The 26,652-nt window shown below is 44.0% G+C and carries 19 protein-coding genes; 4 read left to right on the top strand and 15 right to left on the bottom strand.

The features are described 5' to 3' along the window. Nucleotides 1-402 precede the first annotated feature (402 nt). Nucleotides 403-1,140 (bottom strand): SDR family NAD(P)-dependent oxidoreductase, encoded by a 738-nt coding sequence (locus AB4027_RS05130; RefSeq protein ID WP_368646267.1) that lies wholly within the window; start codon nucleotides 1,138-1,140, stop codon nucleotides 403-405. Between the two features lie 299 nt (nucleotides 1,141-1,439). Next, nucleotides 1,440-2,792, bottom strand: a complete 1,353-nt coding sequence (locus tag AB4027_RS05125; RefSeq protein WP_368646266.1) for a diguanylate cyclase — start codon at nucleotides 2,790-2,792, stop codon at nucleotides 1,440-1,442. A 666-nt stretch (nucleotides 2,793-3,458) separates the two neighbouring features. Between AB4027_RS05125 and AB4027_RS05120 the strand changes: the two genes are divergently transcribed. Both AB4027_RS05120 and AB4027_RS05115 read left to right on the top strand, forming a co-directional pair. Next, nucleotides 3,459-5,225, top strand: coding sequence for a DUF4153 domain-containing protein (locus tag AB4027_RS05120; protein WP_368646265.1), 1,767 nt, complete (start codon nucleotides 3,459-3,461; stop codon nucleotides 5,223-5,225). Between the two features lie 80 nt (nucleotides 5,226-5,305). After that, on the top strand, nucleotides 5,306-6,118 hold the full coding sequence (locus tag AB4027_RS05115; protein ID WP_368646264.1) for an aldo/keto reductase: 813 nt from the start codon (nucleotides 5,306-5,308) through the stop codon (nucleotides 6,116-6,118). 378 nt (nucleotides 6,119-6,496) lie between these two features. Here the strand turns inward: AB4027_RS05115 and AB4027_RS05110 are convergent, their stop codons facing one another. Next, nucleotides 6,497-7,177, bottom strand: coding sequence for an N-acetylmannosamine-6-phosphate 2-epimerase (locus tag AB4027_RS05110; RefSeq protein WP_368646263.1), 681 nt, complete (start codon nucleotides 7,175-7,177; stop codon nucleotides 6,497-6,499). Between the two features lie 177 nt (nucleotides 7,178-7,354). On the opposite strand from AB4027_RS05110, the gene AB4027_RS05105 reads away from it, so the two are divergent. Beyond that, nucleotides 7,355-8,071, top strand: coding sequence for a GntR family transcriptional regulator (locus AB4027_RS05105; RefSeq protein ID WP_368646262.1), 717 nt, complete (start codon nucleotides 7,355-7,357; stop codon nucleotides 8,069-8,071). A gap of 59 nt (nucleotides 8,072-8,130) precedes the next feature. On the opposite strand, the gene AB4027_RS05100 is transcribed toward AB4027_RS05105, so the two are convergent. The 10 genes from AB4027_RS05100 to AB4027_RS05055 form a co-directional block, all read right to left on the bottom strand. Continuing rightward, nucleotides 8,131-9,204, bottom strand: coding sequence for a glycosyltransferase (locus AB4027_RS05100; protein WP_368646261.1), 1,074 nt, complete (start codon nucleotides 9,202-9,204; stop codon nucleotides 8,131-8,133). A 175-nt stretch (nucleotides 9,205-9,379) separates the two neighbouring features. Beyond that, the gene (locus AB4027_RS05095; protein ID WP_368646260.1) at nucleotides 9,380-10,528 is read right to left on the bottom strand and encodes a plasmid pRiA4b ORF-3 family protein; all 1,149 of its coding nucleotides are present in this window, start codon (nucleotides 10,526-10,528) and stop codon (nucleotides 9,380-9,382) included. A gap of 98 nt (nucleotides 10,529-10,626) precedes the next feature. Then, a complete protein-coding gene (locus tag AB4027_RS05090) occupies nucleotides 10,627-11,319 on the bottom strand; it encodes a nuclease-related domain-containing protein (RefSeq protein WP_368646259.1) in 693 nt (230 codons plus the stop codon). Between the two features lie 118 nt (nucleotides 11,320-11,437). Next, entirely contained in the window at nucleotides 11,438-11,989 is a 552-nt protein-coding gene (locus AB4027_RS05085) for a GNAT family N-acetyltransferase (RefSeq protein ID WP_368646258.1), read from the bottom strand. A gap of 583 nt (nucleotides 11,990-12,572) precedes the next feature. Beyond that, nucleotides 12,573-15,257, bottom strand: a complete 2,685-nt coding sequence (locus AB4027_RS05080) for an HAD-IC family P-type ATPase (protein ID WP_368646257.1) — start codon at nucleotides 15,255-15,257, stop codon at nucleotides 12,573-12,575. A gap of 128 nt (nucleotides 15,258-15,385) precedes the next feature. Then, nucleotides 15,386-16,234 (bottom strand): aldo/keto reductase, encoded by an 849-nt coding sequence (locus AB4027_RS05075; RefSeq protein ID WP_368646256.1) that lies wholly within the window; start codon nucleotides 16,232-16,234, stop codon nucleotides 15,386-15,388. A gap of 71 nt (nucleotides 16,235-16,305) precedes the next feature. Further along, on the bottom strand, nucleotides 16,306-17,712 hold the full coding sequence (locus tag AB4027_RS05070) for a M24 family metallopeptidase (protein ID WP_368646255.1): 1,407 nt from the start codon (nucleotides 17,710-17,712) through the stop codon (nucleotides 16,306-16,308). A 91-nt stretch (nucleotides 17,713-17,803) separates the two neighbouring features. After that, nucleotides 17,804-19,051 (bottom strand): MFS transporter, encoded by a 1,248-nt coding sequence (locus tag AB4027_RS05065; RefSeq protein WP_368646254.1) that lies wholly within the window; start codon nucleotides 19,049-19,051, stop codon nucleotides 17,804-17,806. A gap of 110 nt (nucleotides 19,052-19,161) precedes the next feature. After that, nucleotides 19,162-20,019, bottom strand: a complete 858-nt coding sequence (locus tag AB4027_RS05060; RefSeq protein ID WP_368646253.1) for a metallophosphoesterase — start codon at nucleotides 20,017-20,019, stop codon at nucleotides 19,162-19,164. A gap of 818 nt (nucleotides 20,020-20,837) precedes the next feature. Continuing rightward, a complete protein-coding gene (locus AB4027_RS05055; RefSeq protein ID WP_368646252.1) occupies nucleotides 20,838-21,878 on the bottom strand; it encodes a hypothetical protein in 1,041 nt (346 codons plus the stop codon). Between the two features lie 282 nt (nucleotides 21,879-22,160). Between AB4027_RS05055 and AB4027_RS05050 the strand changes: the two genes are divergently transcribed. Continuing rightward, nucleotides 22,161-22,859, top strand: coding sequence for an SDR family oxidoreductase (locus AB4027_RS05050; RefSeq protein WP_368646251.1), 699 nt, complete (start codon nucleotides 22,161-22,163; stop codon nucleotides 22,857-22,859). Nucleotides 22,860-23,053: 194 nt separating this feature from the next. Here AB4027_RS05050 and AB4027_RS05045 read toward each other — a convergent pair whose 3' ends face one another. Both AB4027_RS05045 and AB4027_RS05040 read right to left on the bottom strand, forming a co-directional pair. Further along, nucleotides 23,054-25,351, bottom strand: coding sequence for a glycoside hydrolase family 65 protein (locus AB4027_RS05045; protein WP_368646250.1), 2,298 nt, complete (start codon nucleotides 25,349-25,351; stop codon nucleotides 23,054-23,056). A gap of 143 nt (nucleotides 25,352-25,494) precedes the next feature. After that, the gene (locus AB4027_RS05040; RefSeq protein ID WP_368646249.1) at nucleotides 25,495-26,391 is read right to left on the bottom strand and encodes a nuclease-related domain-containing protein; all 897 of its coding nucleotides are present in this window, start codon (nucleotides 26,389-26,391) and stop codon (nucleotides 25,495-25,497) included. Nucleotides 26,392-26,652 lie beyond the last annotated feature (261 nt).

Below are 26,652 nucleotides of genomic sequence, written 5' to 3'. Positions count from 1 at the left end.
GGAAAAGCAATTATTATTTCATCAAGTGTTTCAGTTCCTGCTGCAAGATCGTTAATTGATGCTTAAAGAGATATTGCGACTAGTTTTGCTCCTCTTGTCTTCAGAAAGGTGTTCCAATAGCCGGATTGCGACTGGTTTTGCTCCTCATGTCTCCAGAAAGTTGTTCCAATAGCCGGATTAAGACTAGTTTTGCTCCTCATGACTCCAGAAAGTTGTTCCAATATACGGATTAGAACCAGTTTTGCTTCTCATGACTCCAGAAAGTTGTTCCAATAGCCGGATTAAGACTAGTTTTGCTCCTCCTCCCTCCAGAAAGTTGTTCTAATCACATTTATTGACCGTAGAGTACTATAAGGATAGAGGCTGGACACGCGTCCAGCCTCACCCTATTTAAAACAAACATTATCTTCCTGTGACCCAGCCGCCGTCCATCGTAACGGTGGATCCGTGCATGTAACTGGAATCGTCGGAAGCTAAAAAGACAGCCAGAGCGGCAACTTCTTCCGGTTTTCCAGCACGCTTAGCCGGGATGTCTTTCAACCGTTCATCTTCGATCCCTTCAGTCATCGGTGTATCAATAAAGCCGGGAGCGATCAGATTGGCTTTGATCCCTTTTTCTCCAAAGTCATAAGCCAGCTGTTTGGTGAACCCTTCTATTGCATGCTTGGATGTGACGTAAGCGGATCCGCCGGGGCCAGCCACGTGTGTTGCCTGGGACCCGACATTGATGATCGTGCCGCTCCCTCTTTCTAGAAAGTGAGGAATGACAGCCCTGGAAGCGAGATATGGAGCCTTGACGTTTACCGCCATCAGTTTGTCGTATTCATCTTCTTCCACTTCTACTGCCGTCTTGTACTTGTCATGGATGCCGGCACCGTTATACAGGATATCGATGTGATCATACGTTTCGATGGCTTTGTCAATTACCTGCTTCACTTCAGTGGCATCGGTAGCATCTGCTCTAACGAATATGGCTTCCATATTTTTCTCAGTGATCTCGTTAACGATACGATTCCCATCTTCCTCATCACGTCCAGTGACGACGACTTTTGCCCCTTCGTCAGCATAGGCTTTTGCAGTCGCTTCACCGATTCCGGATGTGCCGCCAAAAACGACGGCTACTTTATCTTTCAACTTCATTCTATTGCTCCTTTCGATAATTTTTCTACATATATAGATTACCTAGAAAGGAGTGACTTTTCAAAAAATAGAACTGAAAAGACCTCATCAGAAGAACTGACGAGGTCAATGGTTTAAATTTTTCCAACAATCACTTTGAGATGATCTTGCTTTTCGACGATGTCGCTGACAAAAGTCGTCGATACCCTGCTGGTCAATGTCATAACTGAATAAAAAACACAGTCGACCCAGGTCCACTCAGTTAAATAGGGCGAAAACCTATTCAGCGAATAAGTTAAGTCCGTGATTTTAAGTGTGTCTTAAGAGTCCTGTTCCGATAATCGGTAAGACACAGGTTTCCCGCCCTTCTTGATCGTTTTATGTCTGTACATTTTTTTATCGACGATATCATAAAGCTGTTCAAAAGGAAGCCACTGACTGACTAGGGTCTGTCCGACAGATATGGACGGGCTGATCATATTACCATTTAATAGAATAGGTTTTTCGATATGCTGGATAACACGGTCTTTAATTGATTCTAGTGTTTGAACATCGATATCCTTTATAAGAATCATCATTTCATCTCCACCGATACGTCCGATCAGATCTTCTTTCTTCAAGCAATGTATGAGACGCTCAGCTGCAATAGTCAATACTTGATCTCCAATCAAATGACCATGTGTATCATTGATGCTCTTAAAATCATTAAAATCGATCAGAAGCAGACCGTTATGTTTGGAAGAGCGCTTCAGCACCTTTTTAGCGGAGATTTCAAAGGTCTTTTTATTCAACAGGCGAGTCAGTGCATCCATCCTAGACAATTCTCGTTTCTTATAATACTGAAGAACGAAAATAAAGACAAGAAAGAATATAATAAGGATAAAGAAGTAGAAAACAACGGTCTCTATACTATGGACCGAGCGATTATTATTCCATCCGGTTGAAGGAACGAGCGCGATCGTCCATTTATTTTCCGGTAAAAGAATAGAAGCTGTCACAGCATCTGCTTCAAAGACATCTGCATCTCCAAAAATCACAGGCTGAGCTCCTTTTGATTCTATTTCGATTGCGTAGTTAAACGCATGTGATTCATCCGGTAATAAACTACTACTGATCAGGTCATCAAAATCGATCGTCACATTGGCAAAACCCCAGACCACTTCTGTACTGATTTTTTCAATAAAGACGGGCTTCCTGTTAAAAATCTTCGTCCCGCCTTGAAGCGCTTGTATCGGTCCCTGAGCGACAGCTTTTCTTTTATCTATTGCTTCTTCTAAAAAGCGTTTCCTGTCAGGGTCTTCCATTAGGTTGAAACCAATAACTTCTTCATTACCTTCAAGAGGATAAACAAAGTGAATAATACCATCTTTAGCCAGACTGACACTATCTACAAGAGGATTGCGCTCGACAATAAATGCACCATATTCACGGAGTTCACTTTCAGATATATCCGGGTTCTGGCTCACGAGCATTTCAAAAAAGTCAGCATAAAACAAACTGCTGTCCAGACGAGCTTGAATGTCATCGCGGATGATATTCAAGCGTTCACTTGTATTTGTTCGCTGTTCTTCATACAACTTATTATTGTACTCAATATGTAAATCATTAACGGGAACATATAAAATAAGCGCTGCCAGAAAGGCTATAAAGAAAGATATGACCCATTTTTTCACATTACTCCCCCGCTTTATGTTGTTTATAGGTATAGTCATTATACACTATTTATCTAATAAATGTATATTAAAATAGTGTTTTTTCACAAGTTAATACGAATTTGTATTAAAAGTTATGTGAGTTGTGAATATAATCGTTTAAAGTTACACTTAGTACAACCTTAACAACATTAAGAAAAGAGCTGGACTAATGACTAAATATTCCATACATGATCAAGTGAAAAAATATAAACCCCTGGCTCTTTTCCTCTCGCCGGTGCTCCTTCCAGTTACGAAAAGGACAGATAAGTTGGAGAGATTGGACATCACGTCCAATCTCTTTCATTTATATAAAAGACTTGTTTAAACGTTTCTGTCATATTTATAAAAGACCAAACGACATGCATTAAGCGGTCATCTTTTGCTCAGATAGTCCTGATGTGAAGGGTACGCAATCTCATTTTTCGTGACGTTCGACATCCCTTTTCTATCGCAAAGGGCACGCATTAAATTTTCTCAACCTTTCACCACTCCTGAAATCTACTCATTTCCTATCAAGAAGGGTTTTAAAACTGATCATTCTTAATTTCTGTTTCTCATATTTATTCCCGCCGATTTAATTGCTAAATCCGTCATATAGTCGTAAAATTAGGTTAATATAAAGGTTCACAATTGGAGGAGATCAACATGTCTGTAAAAAGCTGGTTTATGAAAAGGAAGACGCAGTGGCTGGTAACCTTCTCGCGTTTTCCGCTCGCAACAAGTCTGCTTGCCCTTATCGTGCTGTTCACCATCATGACGATATACTCAGAAGGTGATTCGGATTATATGAATCAGGCCTTGAGTGCTGGCTTAGGCGTTCTCATACTCGTTTCGATTCAGCTTTTTTCTGAAATCAAACCACTCAATAAACTCGTCACCTGGATAATCAAAGGAAGCAGCCTTATTCTACCGCTCTTATACTACTTTTATCTGCGTCAGGCACCGAGGGGCTACAACCAGTCGGGTCAGATCCGGACAATGGTTCTCTACTTTACCTTAGCCGTTCTTTTAATAACTGTACCGACGCTCCACCGCAGGCTTTCATTCAGTGACTCACTTATCCTGACCATTAAAGCCTTTTTCTCCAGTTTACTGATCTCCGTTATTCTCTTCATCGGTATCAGTGCCATCTTCAGTGCCTATACGACACTTATTTATGAACTGGATTATCGCTGGTTCGCGTATAGTGCAGCCATCGTTTTTCAGTTCATTGCGCCGGTTTATTTCCTGTCGCGGCTTCCACTTTTCAAAGAGACCGAACATACCGAAGCTCTCGATGAAGCAAAGAGTATCCCCTCTCTGCTTGAAATACTGATCGCCTATATTATTATCCCGGTCCTGCTTGTTTTCAGTGCCATACTCATTGCCTATATACTGACCAATATTTCCGGAGACTTCTGGCAGGACAACTTGATGGAACCCATGCTGATCAGTTATACGATCGTTGGTATCGTGACGCTGTTCCTCGCTGAAAATGTGGACAAGAAAATCGCTCGTCTATTCAGCCGTTTCTATCCTTATCTGCTTCTGGTCATAGCAATTTTCCAGACCGTTTCATCCAGTCTGAAAACGGCCGACTTCGGGCTGACGCACGGCCGCTATTTCGTTTTACTGTTTGGGATTTTCTCCATAGTCAGTGTGCTTATTTACAGCTTCCTGACTTCTAAAAAGTTCTTTATCCCCTTTTTTCTTATCGGCTTAGGTGTCCTATCCATTCTGCCGGTGATCGATGCTGTATCGATCGGGGTAAGGAATCAGGTCAACACGATCAATGATTTGGTCGCTCCTTATATTGAGGACGACAGTGTCGCAACGCCTTTGGACAGTGAACTGACCAATGAAGAAAAGGCGCGTTTCAGTTACAGTATGAATTATCTGAACCAGCAGGAACAGCTCGATCGTCTGGACTGGCTGCCTGAAGGCTTCAGTTATTATCAAGATTTTGAGACTGTCTTCGGCTTTGATTCCAGCTATCATTACTACTATGCTGACGAGCGTGAAATGCCTGGTCCATCCGGTCCGCGCTATGCCTTCATTTCGCTGGATACGACGGAGCCGATTGTCTTTTCAACTGAAGGTATCGACGAAGTGGTAGAAGTCGCCACTTTTCAGGTGAGTGACCGTGATATCCAGCTGAATCAGGAGCCTTACCGGATAGAAATGAACACAGAAAATGAAAATCTGACCATTGCTCTATTGGAAAATGATACAGTGCTGCTGGAACAGGACCTGTCTGAGCTGATCGATACTGCCTGGGAGCAAAGCGGCACGAATCCGGAACGGCCTCTTTCAGAGATGCAGCTGACCACAGAGGATGAAAATTACCGTCTGACGATCATCGTTAAACGCCTTGAGATTCAGGAAAATGAATTTATGGATGGCGAATTTATCCTCCTGATCAGTTATGACTAATTTTATAAACAAAAAGTAAGCATTTTCATAAGATTTGCGTTATAATTATTAAGGATCAAAATTTAGGAGGAATAATTTATATGAAGAAAGACACATTTACATTTCACAACGGCGTTAAGATTCCAAGCATCGGATTCGGTACTTGGCAGATCCCGAACGAAGAAGCTTACGACTCAGTGACTATGGCTTTAAAAAACGGCTATACGCACATTGATACAGCTCTAGCTTATAAGAATGAAGAAAATGTGGGTAAAGCGATTCGTGAATTCGCTACGCCTAGAGAAGACATTTTCATTACAAGCAAGCTCCCCGCTGAAATCAAAGGGTACGACGAAACACTTGAAGCCTTCAATGAAACGATCACCAATTTAGGCGTCGACTATCTTGACCTATATCTTATCCATGCCCCATGGCCTTGGAGCGATCAGGGTAAAGACTGTACAGAAGGAAATGTTCAGTCCTGGAAAGCAATGGAGAAATTATACAACGACGGCAAGATCAAAGCGATCGGTGTATCAAACTTCCAGATCGAACACCTGCAGCCGATTTTAGATGAATGTGATATTGTCCCAATGGCCAATCAGATTCCATTCTATGTTGGTAAAGATCAGGAAGAACTGCTGTCATTCTGTAAAGACCATGACATAGTAGTCGAAGCTTATTCTCCACTGGCGACAGGTCAGGTCCTGGATATGCCTGAACTGAAAGAGATGGCTGAGAAATACGATGTAACAGTTGCACAATTGTCAATCCGTTACTGTCTGGAAAAAGATACGCTTCCTCTTCCAAAATCAACACACGAAAGCCGTATCATCGAAAACAAACAGCTGGATTTTGAAATTTCTGATAAAGATATCAAAATACTTGAACAGATCAGAGATGTCCGCGACTAAGTATTAAGTCATAGATACCTATAAAACCCGTTAACTGACTGAGTATTTCTCAGCGTTAACGGGTTTTTCCATTCTATCTAACGACTTGAATGGTTTATCGGTTTAAATCAAACGGCTTTTGCGTAATATTTAACACACGATATTACTCATCTATCCTACCTGTAAATATCCATGCGGTGTCTCCTTCTCCCCTATCGTCTTTGACCCTTACATCGGATATTCAATTAAAAAGTTTAGAAACATATCATTAGGGAAACTGTATATATTTTTATATAATAGGTAAAAGGAAGCGTCTATTGCTTTATGTTGGCTAAAAGACCCCTGCACCATCGCCTTCATGTGATTTCTGTAAGAGATCTGCTATTCTTTAGTATATGTTCAGCTGTTCATCGTATCGACGAATCGTTTGGTGATCACCTGTGGACGGGTGATGGCACTGCCAACAACGACAGAATAGACACCATGATCCAAACAAGCTTTTGCTTTTTCGGGTGTATCCACGTTTCCTTCAGCAATGACCGGTATCGACACTTTTTCAAGATATTCTTTCAGCATCGCGTAATCATCTTCAAAAATAGACTGACCTTTGGTATAACTTGTATACCCGACAAGCGTTGTAGACACCACATCACAGCCCAGTCGCTCAGCTTCCACACCTTCCTCCACTGTCGACGTATCCGCCATGATCAGGACATCTTCATATTTCTCACGAATAGCACGAATAAATTCTTCTAGCGTCTCACCTTCAGGCCTTTCCTGCTTAGTCGCATCCACGGCGATCATGTCACACCCCGCATCCATCAGTTCATCCACTTCTTTCATTGTAACCGTAATGTATACCTTGACATCCGGATAATGGCGTTTCACCAGACCAATGATCGGTAGAGAGGTCTGTTTCTTGATTTCAGAAATGTCTTCCTTTGAATTTGCACGTATCCCCACAGCGCCCCCTTCCGTTGCCGCTTTAGCCATACGTCCCATGATGAATGAACTATGTAATGGTTCATCCGACAACGCCTGACATGAAACAATCAATCCATCTTTAACTTTTCTTAACATATTAGCCCCTCCAAGTGCTTGATTTTTACTTTTAATAAGTATATCATAACAAATATATGTCATGTTATTTAATTAATATGTCAAATGTATACTTATCATGTAATGGTACATTGTTCTATTCGCTGATGTGTTATACTCAAAAAAGTGAGTCAACTATAAAAGAAAGTTTGGTGCGTTATGAAAAAATATGAAGAAATATATACCGACATTAAAGGTAAAATTATTAATGGGGATTACACTGCCACTGAACAGCTTCCTTATGAAAAGGACTTATGCGAAGCTTACAACACGAGCAAGATGACAGTCAAGCGCGCATTGGATCTACTGGTTGACGAGGGATTGATCATCAAACGCCGCGGGTCGGGAACGTTTGTCAAAGACTTGAGTCAAAAAGAAATCAAGCGCATCACTCAATCCAATCAGCTCAGCGGATTCACTGCTTATCACCGCAAGAGCGGCCGTAAAGTCACAAATAAGATCCTGGCCTTTGAAGTCATACAGGCTGACGACATCGTGCAGGACAAGCTGAATCTGAAACCAGGAAGCTTCGTTTACAACATTCACCGTGTACGGTATGTGGACGGCAAACCTATTTTGATAGAAAAAACAGCAATGCCTATCGAACGCGTCCCGGGATTAGAAAGAACCCATTTAGAGACCTCTATCTATCATTATATCAAAGATGAGCTCGGATTAAACATACAAAGTGCACATCGTCGTGTTACGGTGAAGAAAGCCGACGAAGAAGAGGCGCTTCATCTGGAAATCGATAAAGATGATCCGATCGGTGTCACAGAACAAATCACCTATCTGGATACGGGTGATACAATAGAATACGGTGTCACGAAGCACCGTGCTGATTCTTTCGCCTCAGAGAATATCGTAAGTAATTAATTGAAAATAAATTGAGTGTGCGTCTTCCTTCTATAGCATGGGAAGATGCGCACTCATTTTTATTTTTCATGAGACTTGAAGATCAGTAATTTCTGGATACGGTAACTGATCATAAAGAGGATGGCATCAACAAATACTTTAAGTATCACTTCTTTTATCCCAGTCAGCTGGAACAGCCAGTAGACACTCACCCCTGAAATAAGCGCCTGGACAGCAACAAGTCCATAATAACTAAAAAGTGTCTGATTCCACCGTTTCTTGCTTTCAAAGACCCACTTGTGGCTGATCGAAAAATTAAAGAGACTGGACACGGCCCGTGCCAGTATAGTCGCTGTAATAATTTCTCGCCCCACCGTCATAAACCCGAGTATAAACAGAAAAAGTTGAAAGAATGAAATATCGATCAAAAATGAAGTGAAAGATACACTCATGAATTTAAAAAAGTTCTTAAATAGCAGCACATATATTTCAATAGAATCTTTCACTGGATTAAAGTGACTTTCCTCGTTATCTTTGATATAAACGGTAGCAATCGGGACTTCTTTCAACCTAAGACCTTTATGAACGGCGACGATCAGCATATTGGTTTCGTAACTGTACCGCTCTCCCTCTATCGCGGTGAAGTCCGGCAATACATCAGTCGATATCCCTCGGAGGCCCGTCTGGGTGTCGTTCAGTCCTTTACCATATAAAAGTCTGAACAGATGTCTGGTGATGGTATTCCCCATCCGACTCGTCCATGGCACATTCTCTTCCTGAAAATGTCTGACTCCAAGTAGAAGGCTGGAAGATTTTTCCTCTAATTCACTGCAAAGTTTAAGTACATCACTTACTTTATGCTGCCCGTCACCATCGACCGTGATGACACCATGCTGTGTCGCTAAATCGGAATCATTTAATATGTAATTGAACGCATTCTTGAGTGCCCGGCCTTTGCCCATGTTGACGGCATGAGTCAGCACGGTCACTTCCGGCAGTTCATCAAGCTTTTCAAAGATCTGGGTCTTTTCATTGGAACTTCCGTCATTGACAATAATGATAGACTTAAAATCTTCACAGATAAGCTGTTTAACGTATGGGGTGAACGCGTCATTGGGATCTAATACAGGAATAACGATAATACAATTTTTCATAGACATTCCTCACTGAGTCATATTTATGATAAATTCATAGATTCATCATACTAAAGTCACTTTCTATCATACCATATATACAGTTTTTTATAATCTGATACATATCATTATAAGAAAATCCTTATGCTGCCGGGATGAAAAGATATCATTCACAGCAGCATAAGGATGCTTTAGTTTATATATGCATGGTTTTCAGGTCATGATTAAAGTGATTCACGTCGTTGAACAGATTCAAGCGGGAAAGATAATCATTTGCCCATTCTTTTATAACACTGTGTTCGTCATGTGTCGGATCGTTGATGACTTCCAGAAAATAGGCATAGCCCGGGGGTCCTCCTATGTTTTCTGGGACTGGATCTCCAGACATCAAGCTGAGCTTAGGAAACACCTGTCTGTTCTCAGAATAAAATGTTCTGACCCGGACAGCGTGTATCCAGTCGTCACCGAAGTCGTACACATAGGTGAAGACCCCGTTTGTTTCCGGTGTGATGATGTCTGCCAGTTTCAGCTGACTCCCCGCATAAGCCTCTTCTTCTCCGCCCATCTGATAACGTTCCATATTCACTTTCTGCTGGGCGCCGATAATGGTCGAGCCATCTTCCATAATAAACTGATGCAGATGCGCATCCTGCCACATAAACACCTTCTGGATGACCCGGTGCAGATCTTCGAAGGTAAGCTGCATGGGCATCTGGATGATACGGATCACATCAGGTAGACCGCCCATTTTCAATCGGACCTCGATTTCAGCCATATCGACGTGATAGTTTACTGGTCCAATGACTTTTTCATATTCACTGATGAACTGTTTGAATGGCCGGTATTCCTGCTTAAGCGACCGGTTCAAATGACTTATCTGATACTGCCAGTAGCTTTGAATCGTATATTCATTTTCCTGATAATGATCCAGCTGTCTGATCAGATTCACTGCTGACGAATTGCGTCCGATCTTCTTGAGATCCGTCGCTTTGCTGACAGTCAGATTCGGTCCCTTTGAATAGGTGAGATACTCTTGGATACTTTTATGAGTAAAGCCCAGTTTCCCCAGCAGATCATAGACCGCTTCTTCAAACCAGTCGTAAAAATCGAGTAATTCTTCTGCATCCGTATTCAGAAAAAGCAAAGTCAGCCCCGACAGATCATGTGTCAGAACGAGTAGATCCTCCTGATTTATCTTGACACTGTTTATATGCCACTCAAATAGTTCCTCTTCTTCGGGTGAACCACTGTCTGCCAGGATCTCGATATTTTCTATAGACCCTCCAGCCATCTTCTCGGCTTTTTTAAAAGCCTGCAGGACTTTCCTGGTTGCAAAAATGTGCATGATTCCTCCTCCATCCCTCATCGCTTTGTAAAATAAGTATACCATTGATTGCATCGATACACTAAAATTTACTCAGTAGTAAGGCAATGAAGACTCACCTAATTTTTTATCTGTTTCTGTTTGACCCTGGCAATATGCTGGTCTCTGATTTCACCGGACACTTGAGCCAAAGGTTTGAGATTAACATAGATGTTGTCCATATCTTTTTCCGTCAAAAGGACGGGTAAAGTGGCATAGTCCCGGGTCAGTTTTTTCCTGAGTTGATGTCGCTTAAGGATGGGCACCGAGGCCTGCCAAAGCTCTTCCGACTTTAAAGTAGCATTCTCTCCAAAAATGATGATGGAATGAAAGTAAACATCTTCTATCCCCATATAGGCTTTCAGTGCACGGATGTGTCCTTTGTTTTGCATGATCGGATTATAGAAGGAATGTTTTGTTTTATTCGGAAAAGTCTGGGTCCAGTATCTGCGCTTTTCTGACCCGTAGATCCAGCCGCCGTAGTTTTTGGATTCAAAAACGTAGATACCTGTTTTGGCAATAAAAAGCAGATCGATTTCAGAAGTGGTCCCGTCCTTTTTCGGAACATACACATTCGGCAGGACTTTTGCGTTATCATCCAGTTTCATAAGTTCCTGGTATAGACGGTATTCTCCCAGCCTGCCTTTATCAAAATAAACCTCAATATAACTGTGCTGACTGATTTCCTTGTAGCCCGACTGATCGTATTTCTTTTTTGATGACTTTAAAATCAGGATCCCTAAAAGCACCAGACCTATAACTATCCCGTCCATCTCTTCCCTCCTCAAAATACTGTCTACTGTTATTATTGTGATTTTAAATAAAAACTGACGTAAAAAGTTGATACAAAAATGAAAAGGATAGGATCCGCGTCCTATCCTCCCGGCATTATTAGTCTGACACTTTTTGCCACTCATCTTCCAATAAACCATAAATGACCATCGTGAGATACTTTCCACCGATCAGTTCATCATCCCGACGCGTGCCTTCCTGCACAAAACCAAGCCGTTCTGGGATCCTCCGACTTTTAACATTTTCCTCTGCCGCCCAGATTTCCACCTTATGCAAGTCTAATTCAAAGAAGGCATAGTCCAGCATATATTTGACCGCCCGAGTCATGATGCCTTTCCCGGTATAGGCACTACCCAGCCAGTACCCGATCTCAGCCGACTTAATGGACCAGTTGATCTCTTTCAAGCTGATATCTCCGGCTACTTCACCTTTATAGAGGATCACAAAATGCATCGCTTGCTTTTGTACGAATTGCAGCAGCTGACGGCGCGTGACTTTATCAACATCTTCCGGTGACTGCACCTCATCCACCCATGTCATCCACTGTTTCAGCTGATCCCGAGATGCGTCGATCAACTCGAACACTTTTTGGGAATCCTGATACTCTTTCAGTTTCAATGCTATTTCTTCATCGATTTGTTGTGTGAACATACCTGTCGCCTCTTTCTACATTACTATTATATCAAGTATAGCATCAGAACAGCGGGAAAGGGACGCTTTTGTCTTTTATAAGGAGATTTAAACACTGGTTCATTGCTCGTTTAGTGTGGGTAAAGCGAAAAAGATATCGGGTTCGGTCGTTTCCTGATCCACTTTTGCTGGTACATGTCGAAGTTGCTGAAGTTCGGTCGTTAGGACAGAGGACTAGGTTTGTAATAGCCGAAGTTCCGGAAGTTCGGTCATTAGGATATGGTTGCCCGGTTGTACACGCCGAAGTTGCCCCGACTTCGGTTGATAGAAAAGAACGAACCCAACCTAATTACCGAACCTGGCCTACTTCGGTAATTAGGAGAGACTTGAATAAATCTAACGACCGAACCTCCCCCAACTTCGGTCGATACGATGAGAATCCCTCAACGTATCTACCGAAATCAGCCAAGTTCGGCAGGTACGGTCAAGAACTTAATCTGTAACTGTCGAAGTTGTCTTAAAAACCATTAACGTGTTAACTACGCCCATTCATCCCGTAAAAAAAGAGAGTTCGTGAGTAACGAACTCTCTCCTCTCCATTCAGTTATTCATCTTTATGCAGGACTTTCAGCCGGATCAGTTTGTCTGCTTCAGTAACGATCAAGACAATGAGACCGACACCCACCGCGATCATCCATTCCAGCAGGTCCAGACCTTCTGTATAGAAGTAACGCTGCATGAACGGGACATAAGTCAGGATCAGCTGCAGCACGAGCATGATCCCTATAATGACAATGGCCATCTTATTGCTGAAGAAGTCTTTTGAGAAAGCCGGTTTACGTGTACGGATATTGAACAGATAGAATATCTTACTCATGACCATGATATTCACGACTGTCGTACTAGCCGTTGCCTGATCGACTCCATATGAGGAGGTGAGCCAATTATAAGCAAGCAAACTCAGCCCTGCCATCAGAATCGAGACATAAGCAATCTCGAAAGCCTGACGCTTACCTATAAAGGGCTTTGTCGTGTCTCTTGGGGGACGTTCCATCGTTCCCTCTTCTGCCGGTTCGAATATAAAGGCAAACTGGATCGTGATGGCCGAAACCATATTGATCCACAGCATTTGTGTGGCTTGAAGCGGCAAATCGTTCTGCAGCAGCAGGGTGATCGCAATGATCAGCCCTTCGGCAAAACTGGTCGGCAAAAGATACAAAATACTCTTTTTGATGTTGTCATAAATGCGTCGACCTTCATGGATGGCCGTTTCCATGGTGGAGAAGTCATCATTCGCCAGCACCATATTCGCTGAATCTTTCGATACATCCGTCCCTTTCTGTCCCATTGCGACACCGATATCGGACGTTTTCAGAGCCGGTGCATCGTTCACACCGTCGCCGACCATGGCAATGACTTTTCCGCTTCGCTTATAGGCTTTGACGATTTTCAGCTTATTGTCCGGTGTCGTACGGGCAAAGACGTGATAATCATTGATTTTTTCAGTCAACTCGTCTTCGCTCATCTCTTCCAGCTCAAGACCTGTGATGGCATTGACCTCATCTGCCAGTCCAAGCTGTTCGGCAATGGCTTTTGCTGTACTTGGGTGGTCACCCGTGATCATTTTCACTGCCACGCCGGCTTTACGCATGGTTCTAATGGAATCGATCACTTCATCCCGCGGCGGATCCATGATGCCGACGATGCCTAAGAAGGTGACGCCGTCTTCCATGTCCGGATGATCGATATCTTTCTTCTTCTGATCCAGTTTCTTGACACCAACAGCGACCACCCGCTGCCCTTTGGACGACAACTCTTCCACTTTATCCTGCCAGTGTGACAAGTCGAAATCCGGATCCGACCCTTCTGACATTTCAAAAATCTTGTCCGGCGATCCTTTGACATAGATTTTCTGATCCCCAGTCTCTTTATGCTGTGAGAGTGAGGCAATGTAACGGTAGTCTGAATCAAAAGGAATACGGTCGATTTCTTCGTAATCCGACTCTTCCGTTCCATGACTTTTCTGATACAGCGTCAGGAAGGACCCGTCAGTCGGTTCGCCGTTGATGACCCACTTATCTTCTTCCTGTTCCAGAGTCGTTTCATTGGCTTCATAGCCTGACTGGATCAGTTCCTTCAAGATGTCCAGTTCATCGATATCAACTGGTTCGTCATCTTTCAGTATATACCCTTCTGGAGAATAACCGACACCTGTCACTTCATACGTGTCTGCTGCCGTCACGATCGTCTGCACGGCCATTTCATTACGTGTCAGGGTGCCAGTCTTGTCTGTCGCAATAACATCCACTGAACCGAGCGTTTCAGCTGCAGGCAGAGTTTTGACGATCGTGTTCTTTTTATTCGCCAAGTTGCGGACACCTATGGCCAGAACTACCGACGTTGTTGCCGGCAGGCCTTCAGGGATCGAGCCGACGATCATCGTGATGACCGCAAGCGACAACGCTCCCAGTGTATAATCGCCAATAAACAAACCCAAAGCAAACAGAAGCGCAGCCACGCCTAAAATCACATACGAGATGTTTTTACCTAATCCGTCGATTTCTCTCATTAAAGGCGTTTTCTGATGCGACTGTTCACTGACGGCCGAACTGATTTTACCGATCTCGGTTTCTTCGGCAGTGGCTATAACGACACCTGTTCCGTTACCGTTGGTGACAGATGTCGAAGAAAAAGCCATATTGCTCTGGTCTCCCGTCGACTTTTTCCCTTCCAGAAGTTCCGCTTCCTTGCTCACCGAACCGGATTCGCCTGTTAATGAAGATTCCTGCACTTTCAGGTTCTCGGCTTCTATCAGACGCAAATCGGCCGGTATATTGTCTCCTGCCTCGATATAGACCAGATCACCTTTGACGACTTCTTCGGCCGGTATATCGACACGTTTACCGTCTCTGATGACCGTTGCCTGCGTGGATAGCATATCTTTGATTTTCTCGAGCGCATTGGATGCATTCACTTCCTGGTAGTAACCGATAAAAGTGTTGGCAATGATGACCAGTCCGATAACGACAGCATCTGAATATTGTCCCATGCCCAAGGTCAGCGCGACCGCTGCGATAAGTATGTAGATCACGACATTATTCAGTTGTCTGATGAGGATCGTCCATTTTGACACTTCTTCATGTTCGATCTCATTGGGCCCATCTTTTTCTAATCGCTTCTGTGCTTCATCGGAAGTTAAGCCTTCTGTCGCATCTGTATCAAATTCCTTTTCCACATCTTCATTCTCATACTGATAATACGTTTGTTCCGTTCCATTATCTTTAGGCATTATCATCATCCTTTTTCAGCAAGCTGTGATGTCTTAATAATAATATAAAAGTAGTTATTTCATAAACAAAAACGCTCAGTGATAAGTTCACTGAGCGTTTTTGAATCACTGTTTCTGGACTGGTGATCCTAATCGAACTCTTCGTATTCGTTCGGATGCTGCCCTTCCACTCTTCCCGGTTCGCCTTTGTCCAGTGCATTGATCTTTTCGATTTCCTCAGACGTCAGTGAGAAATCGAACACATCCAGATTGGCTCGCTGATTTTCCGGGGAGGCCGACTTAGCCACCGTCAGCACATCATTATCGATGTTCCATCTTAAAACGACCTGTGCGGAAGACTTGCCGTACTTCTCACCGATCTCTTTCAGGATATCGATTCCTAGAACATCCACCTTGTCTCTGCCAAAGGGACTCCAGCCTTCTGTGAGGATGCCGCGTTCTTTGTTAACTCGGACCAGTTCGTTGTTGTTGAAGTAAGGATGACGCTCGATCTGGTTCGTCGCAGGCACCACATCCGTCTCTTCAATGATCCGGTCCAGATGTTCTTCCAGGAAGTTAGAGACACCGATCGATTTGATAAGACCGAATTTCTGTGCATCCACTAAGGCCTGCCACGCTTCCACATATTTGTCCTGCTTCGGCAGCGGCCAGTGGATCAGGTACTTGTCAAAGTAATCCAGACCCATGCGGTAGAGCGATTCCTGGATCATCATGATGGCTTTATCGTAGGCATGCGCCTCTCCGGGAAGTTTGGAACTGATGATAAATTCTTCCCGAGGAACAGAGCTTCGGCGGATCGCTTCTCCCACCATGCCTTCATTGTTATAGTTGGTCGATGTATCGATCAGGCGGTAGCCGTTTTGGATGGCCGAAAGTGTGCTCTGGACCCCTTTGGCCCCTTTGATGTAAACCGTGCCTAATCCGATTTTCGGCAGACGCGCCCCGTCATTCGTTTCAAAATAATGTTCCATCGTCATAATTGTTGACCCCTTTCCATCTATCTTTTCTCATTATATAAAAAGTAACACCTGAAATCTAAAGTAACGTGTCAGCTGGATATTTTTCCGTGCCAGACCATGGCTTTTCCCTGGTTCAAAGCAAAAGGACGCAGATACGGCGTGGCATTGCCCGTTAATAAAATATCTTTATTGAGATCGATCCCCAAAACATTTTTCACATAATCTCTTCGAGTTTTCATACGCGCCCAGACATCGGGGTAGGATTTTTGGATGTCAGCCTGCAGAGCCTCATCAGCTAAAACGATCCCGCCCTCAGCGCTCACACCCGGATAGCCTTTCACAGACGGAATGATATCGACCTGAAACAGCATCCCGCTCTTGAGTTCTGCTTCAGACGTATCTTTGACGGGTGAAGCCATCCACTCTTCGTCAGCCGTTAAATGTCCCGGATTCAGCTCCCAGCCGAAGTCTGCTTTGGGCAGGACCTTGTCGATCAATGCATAAAGATCCCTGCCTTTCATGCCGATGTGGACCTGTTCCAGCCAGGCCGTCACTGCAGCAAAGTAAGGTTTCACGACCTGATCCAGATAGTCTTTATGCTGTTCCGGTAGATCGTTTTCGTCTCGGACAGCGATCGGCCCCCGGCTCTGAAGACCACCTTTAAAGCCGACAGTCAGCGACAGCTTATCACCCAGCTTGACCATTTTTTCTGATGGATACAGATTCGCCTTCTCAAATCGCTGACCCGTCGCGGCAATGGTCACCACACTGTTCGGCTGGCCGTAAGCATTCAAGATCCCGCCCAGTTCCCATTCCGTTTTGCCAAGTTCAATGGCATCCAAGGTTTTCAGCATACGCTGGGACGCCAGGGCTGCACCGAATTCGTAATGCGCTACTTCATTGGCGTTGTTTGTCGTCCGCACCCCTTCAGGTCCGATGAACAGGTCGGTTGCATTGACAACATTTTCTCTGCCAGAAACGTTGATAAGCTGCTCGACGATATAATGCGGGACATCAAACAGCGTATCGACAGCATCCTGTTTACCAGTGAACAGTTTCCAGCCGACCACGCCGACTTTCTTGTCAGTCTTGATCACTTTCTTATTCAGTAAGTCACTGAAAGGTTTCTCAGGTTCCATCGGCTGATCCGGGAGTGAAAAATGCGGCACATGGACCAGCTCGCCTTTCAGTCGTGCGTGTTCGATAAGTTTAAGGTTCTCGTTGCCCAATAAATAGTAGACCTTCCCGTCATCATGAAGAACAAGCAACCCTTCTTCAAAACGGGTCAGAAAACCGGTCAGGTATTCAAAGTTCGAGCCATGCTCTAGATCCTCGTAAATCACAAGGGTCGAAAAACCGTTCTCTTTCATCTTCTCAACGACCTTATCATGGCGTTCGTGCATCGTATCATCTGTTAATACGACCTGTTTCAGCCCCTCTTCCGGAAGTGGCGCAGGGACCTTTTCGTATACAGCATTCTGATAGGGATAGTTCATTGATGATCCTCCTAATTAGTCATTACATCAATCATAGCATACTGGAAAAGAAAAAGCCGGTGCTCAAAGCACCGACTTAAGAAATCCTTTTTTATTTACTTTGCTTTTTATCCGGACGACGTTTAGACACCCGACTGGAGATGATGAATAAAATGATGATATTCAACACGTTGATACCTAAAGCAACAGCAAAGGCCGGAGCATAGGAACCGGTGAAGTCATAAATGAATCCGACTGCCGCCAGCGATATTGCGCCTCCAAGACTCGTTGAAAAAGCCAGTATCGGGAACAAACGCGAAAAATTATACCTTCCAAAAAACTCCTTCGTCAGCAGTGTGACACTGACCGATGGAATGGAAAAAGCTGCGCCAAACAGGAATGCACCGGCATAAAGCATCGGAACAATGTCGAAAGTCAGCAGAATGGCGCTGGAAAGTCCGATCAGCGTCAAGATGCTGACGGTACTTTTCACCGGTCCAAAGTGATCACTGACATAACCTAAGCCGAGCTTGAATCCGATACTGCTGACCATCGCAATGGACAGCATGGTCGCTCCGATATCCGAAGAATAATCCAGCGATTGGGCAAACCCGGGGAAGTGCTGCGGCACACCTATGAGCAGAGTCTGGAACAAAGTGAAGAGGAATAAAAGTCCGAATATGAACATGGACACATCCCTCTGGCCATCCCGTTTGATTACAGCCCGTTCCTTGGCTTGGCCTTCTTCAGAATCATCCGTTCCGTAAGGCAGATAACCGCTCTCTCTAGGGTCCAAAGTATATGGAATAAGTATGGCGGGTAACGCAAACAGGACGATCAAAATCCCCATAATACGATAGGATTGTTCCCAGCCTAAAGAGTCGATCAGATTTGAAAACACAGGAGAGAAAATCGCTCCGGTAATACTGCTGAAACTCAATACGATACTTGTGACCAGTCCATGCTTAGCATTAAACCATTCATTGATGACGAGGGTCAGTGGCACCCAGGCCAATAGACCCGTACCGATCCCGCGCAGGGTACCCAGAATATTAAAGAGCCACAGGGCGCCTACCCAGCCCAGCAGGTAGTTGGACAAACCTGTCAGAAAAACGCCTGTGATGATGGTACGTTTAAATCCAAATCGCTGGATCAGTCTTGGTACATACAAGGACATGACCGCCTTCATCAACAATGTCAGCGTATTATGCATGGCGACAGATCCGCGGTAAACATCCAGACTGTCAGCAATAGGTGTAATGAATACCCCATTTGTCATCACTGGCAAGCCAACGGCACTGATCGCCAGACCACTCATTGCCACAGCTACGACCCAGTGCATTCTACTTCTATTCTGCACACCATCTCTCCTCACTTTTCAATCAATACTGTCTATTATACGTGAAGCTGCTCAGAGAGGTAAGAACCACTGTTCATTTCTCATTAAAAGATTACTTCCTTTCCTCTTGTTTAGTCGCTTTCTAAGGTAACCACGACTAATTCGGGACGATTAAAGACACGGAGAGGAAAAATACTGTTACCGAGACCGCGACTAAGGATCATGGTCGTTTGGTCTTCAATATATTTGCCATTTGTATATTCCGGTAAGAATCCCTGCGTCGGTGCATACAGACCGCCGATGAAAGGCAGTCTTATCTGTCCGCCATGGGCATGACCGGTCAAAACAAGATCTATGCCAGTATCTTTGTATACATCAAACAGTTCAGGACGATGGGATAAAAGCAGATCGAACTGATTCGGATCATCAGTTGAAATATCTTCGATCGTGTTCTTTATGACACCTGCTTCTGATCCTTCTTCAATGACTTCATCCAGTTGAAGAGTGAGAGGATCCGCCAATCCAAGCAGATTGATTTGGTCATTATCCTGCGTCAGGACCAGGCTGTCGTTATCAAGATTTGTGACACCAGTCTGATCGACGATCTCCTGAAGCTCGTTATACTTGCCGGATGCAACTTCATGGTTGCCGGATACAAAATACACGGGTGCTATAGCCATGGCCTCTTCAAGAAAATCCTCTGCAACAGCCAGATCTGTCCGGTTTCTATCTATGAGATCTCCGGTCACCACGATGATGTCCGGGTCAGCCTTTTCTATTTTAGGGATCAGTTCGCCATGGAAATCCATATTGTGCAGATCAGATACCTGCACGATCGTGTAGCCGTCAAAACTGTCTGGGATCTTTTCATTCGTATAGTCGAAATGCGTCGTTTCTATTGCGTTGTTTCCCCAGTAAAAATAATAAGCACTACCAAGGATCAGGATCAAAACCAGCATCGCTTTACGTAAGTTTCGTTTATGATTCATTATAATCTCCTTAAGGAATTCACTAGATTCTGTCTTTTTCTTTATATAAAGGATCATCTATTCAGTATAGAACTTATGGGTTGGCATCTGCAACTATACTGTTTGAGCATTCTTGAATTAAATAAAAAAATTCCCATTAAAGTAGTGCAGGTTCAAACTCATTCTACTATATACTTTATTGGGGAATATAAAAGCTGTTTTAGCGTTTATTTCGATCAGTAGACTGATTATTAGAAATGATTTACTGATTCCATTACTAACTTCTTTTAACTGCCTTTTTCAGATAGCTTTGGCCGACCAAAGCTTCCTTTTAAGCTCCATGGTCACACACTCGTTAGTTCTACACTTTTGTTATGAAAGGAAGACTCTGACTCATCGTATCGTTCGGTTTCGATGTTTTGAATCATAAGTGCTGACTCAGTCTGTCGGGTTCATTTAAGTACGACATAATGAGTTGGAATATGTCCACTCGTTGATCAACTTATGATTGACTGCGACAATATTGGAGCTAAAGTGTTCACTCATCCTAGACTATCCTCATGAGCACGACATTTCGGCAAGTAAACTGTCCACTCGCCTTAGCTCCCTTTGATGAGTACGACAATTTTAGATGAAATCTGTTCACTCATGCTATCTTGTCTTGATGAGCACGACACTTTGACCAAAGACCTGTTCACTGGCTTTGCAGTACTGAACTGAGCGGTACACAGTTGCTGCCAAAGTCTCTTGGGCTCGTCTCATAATACATCCTCATTCCATAAAAATAGCCTCTGAAGGCTTTTTTTGCCTTCAGAGACCTCACTTATAACTCGATCAGTTTAAAGTTTATCCAGATTCCTTAAATAGAAATCCAATACAGGATTGGCCATGTCCCGCTGCTTGCCTTCCCAGTGAAACATGCTCATGGGTCCAGGACTGAATTCCACTTCTGTGACGACGTACTCGTCTTTTCCCGGTTCTTGCGTAATGTCATTGGTGATGATATCGACTCCACCGTAATGAAAGCCGGGAATAGCCTGTATCGCTCTTACGGCAATGTCCTTGAACGTGTCATGGGCAGTGTCTGTAAAGTCGATACCGTCTCCACCGCTGGCTATGTTGGATTCATCGCGAATAACTACTCTTTCTCCCTCACCAGGAACAGTTTCAAGTGTTCGGCCCTCTCTGTAAAGACGCTCCAGTTTCTTTTTGTCAGTGGGGATAAGGAAGTGTTTTAGATCCCTATCCTTGGCCCGGAGCCTGTTTTTTTCTTCGATGAGTTCCAGAACAGTGTGCTGACCATCGCCGGTGACATTTGCGCGCGCCCGTTTGGAAGCTGCAAGCACTTTCCCGTCCACGAAAAAAAAGCGGTAATCATCGCCATTGAACTGTTTTTCGATCAGGATGCGTTCATACTCATTGCCTATGAGCTCAACGATGATATCAAGGTGCTCCATGAGTGCCGCTTCGTCATTGATATTGGTATAAACCCCTTCCCCCCTCGAGAGATCGTTTGGTTTCAGCACGACCGGATACCCGATTTTGTCAGCAAATGCTTTGATCTTATCCCGTTCATGAATTCGTAAGTAGGTTGATTCGGGAACTGTGATGTTCTGCCTTTTGATCAGGGAACGCGCACGGTATTTGTCATCCACGATACGCATCATCGCTGCCGATGACAACGGCCCGTTCATATCACGAAACAGCAGATTCTTTCCTTCAAGCGTGAGGATCATGGTGTCAAAGCCAAGACGTTCGACTGCGTAGCCTCGTTTAGTTGCTGCTTCCTCTAAGAGGGTTGACTTCAACCCTTCCTTTAGTTCAAAATCTGCTTCTTCTCGTTCGATGCTTTCCAGATCGTTCTTTTCAACGCTTACCATGTTACATTCCCCCCAAACCGTATAATGGAAACTTTACTTATCTTTATTCTTATTATATCAATTCTAACATATGTGAGGCGTAATTTATGTTTTTAAGAATCTGAAGCGTGGCATAGTGATGCTCTATATCATGTAAGATATATCATTTGTTTTAAGTTATTCATACACGCCTTCTTTCCATCTGATTATCTCCATTCTGAGTCGTCCACCGTAATCGTTGCCAAAAAAGGATTTATCTGGTACTTTGATAGTATGAAAGATACTGTGAAGGAGGAAGTAGTAATGGAAACAAAACATGTCGTGATCACTGGTGCCGGGAGTGGTTTAGGTGCGTCGCTGGCTTTAAAATATTCTGAAATGGGCTATCATGTCACCCTTCTCGGACGGACGTACAGCAAATTGAGATATGTGGCAGATAAAATGAAGTCAGACAGCGTGTCTGCTTATACTCTGGATGTGTCATCTGCCGAAGAAGTCGACCGCGTCTTTTCAGAGATCAAAGAAGAAAGTGGACAGATCGACATTTTAGTGAATAATGCGGGTGTCGGGGTTTTCGATGATGCGGAAAAGATTACCTCGGACTCTGTGGATCAGATGATCGACATCAATCTGAAAGGCACCATCTTCTGCACTCAAGCCGTTTTAACTGAAATGAAAGAACGCAACGAAGGAACCATTATTCAAGTCATTTCTACCGCCGGTCTGGAGGGCAAAGCCTCAGAATCAGTTTACTGTGCCAGCAAGTTCGGGGCCCGCGGTTTTACAGAAAGCATCGTCAAAGAACTGGCCGATACAGACATCCATGTCCTGGCAGCCTATATGGGCGGCATGAAGACCAGCTTCTGGGACGATATCTACTCGAAAGAAGAAATCCAGCACCTCATGGATCCCGATGACGTGGCAGACATCATCCTGGCCAATGTTAAAGCACGCAAGAACCTGACAGTTCCTGAGATCGTCATCAAAAATCATTTGACTTGATATGGACTTAATATGGAGAGCCTTCGAATCGAAGGCTTTCTTTTTTTGTAATGGATTTTGAGTGCTTTTAATGACCGGTGGAACGATGTCATCATCTCAGTGGGCATAAGTAGAAATCGTTCGAATAACCGATTCTCATTATATACATGAAAAAGGTGCCGACCGGTTAAAGTCAGCACCCTTTTTAGTTTAATCTATTTCAACTGCTTCTCTTCATCAAAGTGTCTGATAACGAGCGGTTTGCCTTTGATCAGCGTGTAGTCGGTGTCGTCTTTGCTGATCGCAACTTTGATCACGCGATGACGGAACTGAACTTTAAAGGTAACGCTGGTCCAGTCTTTTGGCAGGCGTGGTCTGAAGTGCAGCGTATCATCCACGAGTTGCATACCTCCAAAACCGTAAACCATGCTCATCCAAGTGCCGCCCATATTGGCCGCATGCACCCCGTCTTTCGTGTTGCTCTGCAAGTCAGTGATATCCATCAAAGCTGTGTCCATGAAATAACCATACGCTTTTTCCAGATCGCCAAGGTCACTGGCCATCATCCCGAACACCGAACGGGATAAGGATGAATCGTGCGTCGTGACAGATTCATAGTAATCGTAGTCTCTGGCTTTCTGTTCCTGTGAGAACTCATCCGAGAACAGGAACTGGGCAAGCACCGTATCCGCCTGCTTGTTGACCTGATAGCGATAGATCGTCAGCGGATGATAATGCAGCAGCAGCGGGAAGTTCTCTTTCGGTGTGTTCTCGATATCCCACACTTCTTTATGGAAGAAACTGTCATCCTGCATCGTCAGCTTCTGCTCGTCATCATATGGCAGGAACATTTTTTCAGAGGCTTTTTTCCAGTTCTCCAGTTCTGATTTCTCAAAACCGATGCGCTCAAGCACTGCCAGTCCGTCTTCATCATTGGACTCCAGAACGGCTTCCACCATCTCAGCGGCATACTTGAAATTATGCTTGGCCATAAGGTTCGTGTAATAGTTGTTATTGACAATCGCCGTATATTCATCCGGTCCGGTCACATCATTCAGGACGAAAGCACCGTTTCGCTTCTCGTCATAATGTCCCCAACCGGCGTAAAAGCGGGCAGTCTCCACAAGGATCTCTAGGCCTTCATGCATACCAAAGCGTTTGTCCCCTGTCGCCTTAACATACGTATGAACGGCATGAGCGATGTCCCCATTGATATGGATCTGAGCTGTCCCTGCCGGATAGTACGGACTAGCTTCTTTCCCGTTGATCGTACGCCAGGCAAAGAGCGCGCCCTTATCAACTGCCATTTCCCGTGCTCTATTCCGGGCTTCCTCAAGGATCGTATACCGGTAATTCAGCAGATGCTTGGCTATCTTCGGTTGGGTATACAAGAAAAACGGCAGCATATACATCTCTGTGTCCCAGAAATAATGCCCTTCATACCCTTCTCCCGTCAGTCCTTTGGCGGACATGTTCCGCTTGCCGTCACGTCCAGCTGCCTGATAAAGATGGAACAGATTGAAGCGCAACCCCACCTGCAGTTCGTCGTCTCCTTCGATTTCTATATCAGAAAGGTCCCAGAATTCTTTCATATGCTCGATATGTTTTTCTTTGAGCCCTTCAAAACCGATCGCTGATGCTTCGTTTAGAATGGTTGACGTTTTCTGTGCTTTGTCTTCTTTTTGAGATGCGTCCTTAAAAATGTTGCTGTAGGCAACTAATCGTTCAAGTGCGATCGTTTCACCTTTTTTCGTAGTCAGTTCCCAGCTTTCTGCACCATCTTCAAATCGGGACTGAACGGATGGATCCAACAGCTGATTCTTTTCTCCCACGATCATGTGCAAGCCAGTACTGTTAGTTTCTATATGCAACAGCTGATTGTCGAAGTCTTCTAACCGTTCTGACTGGAAGCGTCTTTCCTTTTGCGCCTTGATCCGAGGATCGTTGCTCTCTTCTTTAGAAATGCTTCCCATTTCCTTTAAGTCATCAAGCGTTGCAACGATCTGCAGGTCACACCCATCGTCATGGGGCGTGATTTCAATGTTCTGTGCCAGCAGCTCAGGATAATCATAAGAGACGAATCGTTCGATCTTGACGTCCAGTTTATGTCCCTGCGTATTTTCCCAAGTAAACGAACGGGTAAGCAGTCCTTTTTTTAGATCGAGCTGACGTTTGTGGTCCGTAGTTTTCCCCGTTGTCAGATCAAACAGGTCATTATCCAGTTTAATAGCCAGTTTCTTCCCATTGGGGACAGGGATGACCGTCTGGTGCTCTTTGGCATAACCGTAGGCCCATTCCCCATACTGGATCGGTTCGCTGTCGTAGTAAGCATTCACCAGCGTCGCCTCGCTATGGCTGTACTCCTTTGTCCGCTCCGCTTCTTCCAGACTGCCGCGTGTTCCGATATGACCGTTGGACAGCGCAAACAAGGTCTCATTCTGTCTGATCGTTTCCGGTTCTGTACCTTCTTCTGTCAAAATCCATTTTGAGTCTTTAGATATCAGTGAATTCATAATGATCTCCTTTCATAAAATCAAGCAGTAAAGTCTTTACTTACCTTTATTATAGAATAGATACACGGCGAAATACCAAAGATACGGCTAGTTAAAGTACGTTGGGAAGGGATATGTCCGTTGATTTCACTGAACAAGTATATCTAGACTCCAGTATGACTCTCAGATCTGACGTCTTTGATACCTGCACGGATGGTATACGCAGAAGGGACGTGACCACACCAGTTTCTTATCGCAGAAAGCGTCACTTTTCTTTGCGGAAACAGTCGAATGTACTCTTTTATATGACTCCTAACACTTAGCCGAGAAGTTTCCTTATAGTGACACACCGGACAAATGACCAAACGACCCGTGAATTGTTGAATAGATGCATGACATTGGGAGCACAGGATGCCCTTAGTGAGTTCCTCATAAGTATACTCGGGGAGATCCAGATACGGTGTAATGTCCAGTTGTTCATTATATAAATATGAAGCCCAGTCACGGTGGCGTTGAGCTAACTTTTTTCTGTTCCTTCCAAGCATATTTAGATGCGCATCGATCATCGAGGGCAGTATAAAGGGATATTGATTAGACGATAACTGGTATAACGTAAAGTGACTGTTGATATAAACGACATACGCTTCTAACGTTAAGTCTATTTCAAACTTATCCAGTAGCTGCCTCAACAGCGTTGCACTTCTTTCAAGCTGGATCGTCGGATTCAGTACTTCTTTCTTTGATGTGCACTGGATCAGTCTATTATTCTCCATCATATACTCGCCCTCGTAGTTTTTCACTTCATACAGATAAAGGGTTTCGTTTGTGATCAGTAGCGTATCGATCTGAAACACTGTCCCGCTGACTTTAAAGAGCAAGTCTTTTAGGATGATATGGTCGCAGGGGATTTTTTCAAGCAACGTGTCGAACTGTTTCTCACCCTCCCATCCTTTTTTCAGACTGGCATAGTACTTCTCTTGAATCCTTGAAAGTGATGAACGATGATTCAAATATTCCATGATAAGCAGGCTATACGGTTTATCGCGTTCTGCATTTTTCATCAGCGCATTCTCCTCAATAGTAAGTTATATACTATATATTATGCAAAGCAGCATAAAGTAACGAAAAATCTCCATGCAATATTCTGTATCTACTGTAGAAACATCCAATCAGTCGCCATAGTGCGATAATGAATGAATCTGGCCGGGCCAGATTGCACCAATTCATAATCTAAATGTTGAGTTCAGCCTATCGTTTTTAGTCTGAACTTTACCTTTTGTATGGAAAGTGAAGTTCAGCTGGAAATATTAAAGCTCAACTCA

Origin of the sequence: Alkalibacterium putridalgicola, assembly GCF_040959045.1 — a bacterium.
Classification (GTDB): domain Bacteria; phylum Bacillota; class Bacilli; order Lactobacillales; family Carnobacteriaceae_A; genus Alkalibacterium; species Alkalibacterium putridalgicola.
This window is presented reverse-complemented; position numbering and strand designations above follow the sequence as displayed.